Consider the following 2666-nt stretch of genomic DNA (forward strand, 5'->3'; position numbering starts at 1 on the left):
CCTTCCTGTTGCTGGCCACGGACGACGAGACGGAGCTGGAGGTCCGCGCCTCCACCGGGCTCTCCTCCCCCCGCCTCCGCCCCCTCCGCCCGCCGTCCGTCCCGGCACCGAGGCCCTGCTGCCGGCGCTCTTCCGTCACCGGCCCGTTCCCGCCGTGGCGGTGCTGGTCTGCGACATCGCGGGGGCGCTCTGCGCCCTCGCGATGCCGCTGGCCCTCGGCCTGACCATCGACCGCCTGCTCGGCGGCGGGGCCGTGCCGTGGGCGTGGATCGCGGTCTGCGCGGCGCTCGTGGTGGCGGAGACCGCGTCGGACGCCGCGGTGACCGTGCTGGGAGGCGTCCATTCCGCCCGGCTCACGACCCGGCTGCGGGAGCTGGCGCTGGACCGGCTGCTGCGCACCGAACCGCGGCGGGCGGCGGAGTTCTCCCCCGGGGACCTCACGACCCGCCTGACGGCGACCGCGACGGCCGCCGCGGGGGCGCCGGTGGCCGCCGCGGGCGCGCTCTGCGCGGTCCTGCTGCCGGTCGGTGGGCTGATCGGCGTCGCGGTGACCGACTTCTGGACGGCGCTGGCGTTCCTGCTCGGTGTGCCCCCGCTGGTCCTGCTGCTGCGCGCGTTCACCCGGGACACCGGTGCCGTCACCGCCGACTACCAGCGGACCCAGGCGGTGGTGGCCACCCGGTTGGCGGAGGCGGTGGACGGTGCGGCGACCGTACGCGCCGCGGGCAGCGCGCGGCAGGAGCATGCGCGGATCACCGCGCCCCTCGGCGAGCTCGCGGCCCACGGGCGCCGCACCTGGCGGGTCCACGGGCGGGCGGTGGGACTGAGCTCGGTGCTGCTGCCCGTGCTCACCGCGCTGGTGCTCGGGGTCGCGGGGCTGCGGCTCGCCGCAGGGGCGCTGACCGTCGGCGAACTGGTGACGGTGAGCCGCTACGCGGCCCTGGCGATGGGTATCGGAGCCGTGACCGGCGCCCTCGGCGCGCTGGCGCGCAGCAGAGCGGCCGGGGAGCGGTTGGGGCCGGTCCTCGCACTGCCCGAGCCGGGACACCGCGGCGCCGTGCTGCCCCCGGGCGGCCACGGCACCCTCACCGTCACGGGCGTCGACGTCACCCGGGGAGGGCGCGCGCTGCTGCGGAACGTCACGCTGCGCGTGCCGGGCGGCAGCTCGATGGCGGTGGTGGGGCTCTCCGGTTCCGGCAAATCGGTCCTGGCGGCGGTCGCGGGGCGGCTGTGCGACCCGGACGCGGGATCGGTCGCCCTGGACGGCGTGGCGCTGCGCGACGTCGCCCCCGACCGGGTGCGCCGCGAGGTCTCGTACGCATTCGCCGCGCCGGTGCTCTTCGGGGCGACGGTGGCCGACGCGATCGCCTTCGGCGCGGACCCGCCGGACGCGGGCGCGGTACGGGCCGCCGCGGAGGCCGCGGAGGCGGACGGCTTCGTGCGGCTGCTGCCCGAGGGGTACGACACCCCGGTGGAGCGGGCGCCGCTCTCCGGCGGGGAGCGGCAGCGCCTGGGGCTGGCCCGTGCCTTCGCCCGCCCCGGCCGCCTGCTGATCCTGGACGACGCGACCTCCGGGCTGGACACCGCCACGGAACGCCGCGTGCAGCGGGCGCTGGACCGCCACGACGGGCGGTGCACCCGCCTCGTGGTCGCGCACCGCGCCTCCACCGCGGCACGGGCGGACCGGGTGGTGTGGCTGGCGGACGGCACGGTGCGCGGCATCGGCCGCCATGAACAGCTGTGGCGCGACCCGGCCTACCGGGCCGTCTTCCGCGGCGCGGAGGCGCCCCCGTCCGCGGAGCCGCGGCGGGACACGGTCGGCGAGCACGGGGCCCGGCCGTGAGCGGCGGCCGGTCGGAGACGGCTGTCGAGGGGCAGCCCGCCGGGGACGACCGGGCCACCGCGCAGGCGGTGGCGCCGGCCCGCCACCGGACGGGGCGCTCCGCTTCCCGGGGCGCACTGCGCCGCGTCGGGCGTCAGGGGCTGCCCTTCCTGCGGCGGCGATGGCGGGCGGTGCTGGGGCTGTGCGCGTGGTCGCTGGTGGAGTTCGTCCAGACGTTCCTGACGGGGTTCGGGGTGGCGCAGGCGCTCGACCGGGGGTTCCTGGCCGGGCGGCCGGGTGTCGGTCTGGTCTGGCTGACGGTGGCGGCGCTCGCGGCGCTGCCCGCCGCGGCCACTGCCCGGGGTCTGTTCGGCAGGCTGGCGGACCTGGTCGAGCCCCTGCGGGACGGTCTGGTCCGCCGGGCCTCCGCGCGAGCCCTGAACGAGGCCCTGGGGCGCCCGGAGGCCAACCGCACCGGTGCCGTCTCCCGGGCGACCCATCAGAGTGAGATCGCGCGGGACGGCTGGGCGGGCCTGGTGATGGCGACCCGGTCGTGCCTCTTCGCGGGCGCCGGCGCCGTCGTGGGACTCGCGGTACTGGCACCGCCGTTGCTGGTCGTCGTGCTGCCGCCGATCGTGGTCGGCTGGGTGCTGTTCCTGGCCACCCTGGTGCCGATGGCGGGCCGCCAACGTGCCTACCTGGAGGCCGACGAACGGCTCGCCGAGCACAGCGGGGCGCTCGCCGGCGGCCTGCGCGACCTCGCGGCGACGGGCGGCTCGGCCGGTGAGGCCGCCCGCTACTCCGCGCTGGCGGCGGAGCAGGAGGCGGCGGCGCGGGCGCTCGC

At 78.5% G+C, this 2666-nt stretch carries 1 protein-coding gene and 1 pseudogene; both read left to right on the forward strand.

Annotated elements, in window-relative coordinates:
• Positions 1-154: 154 nt before the first annotated feature.
• A complete protein-coding gene (locus HCN52_RS23650; protein WP_312876855.1) occupies positions 155-1843 on the forward strand; it encodes an ABC transporter ATP-binding protein in 1689 nt (562 codons plus the stop codon).
• Positions 1840-2666: pseudogene (locus HCN52_RS23655) on the forward strand (ABC transporter ATP-binding protein); the annotation flags it as partial. The gene HCN52_RS23650 and the pseudogene HCN52_RS23655, both read left to right, overlap by 4 nt.

Source organism: Streptomyces bohaiensis (assembly GCF_012033785.1).
GTDB lineage: Bacteria > Actinomycetota > Actinomycetes > Streptomycetales > Streptomycetaceae > Streptomyces > Streptomyces bohaiensis.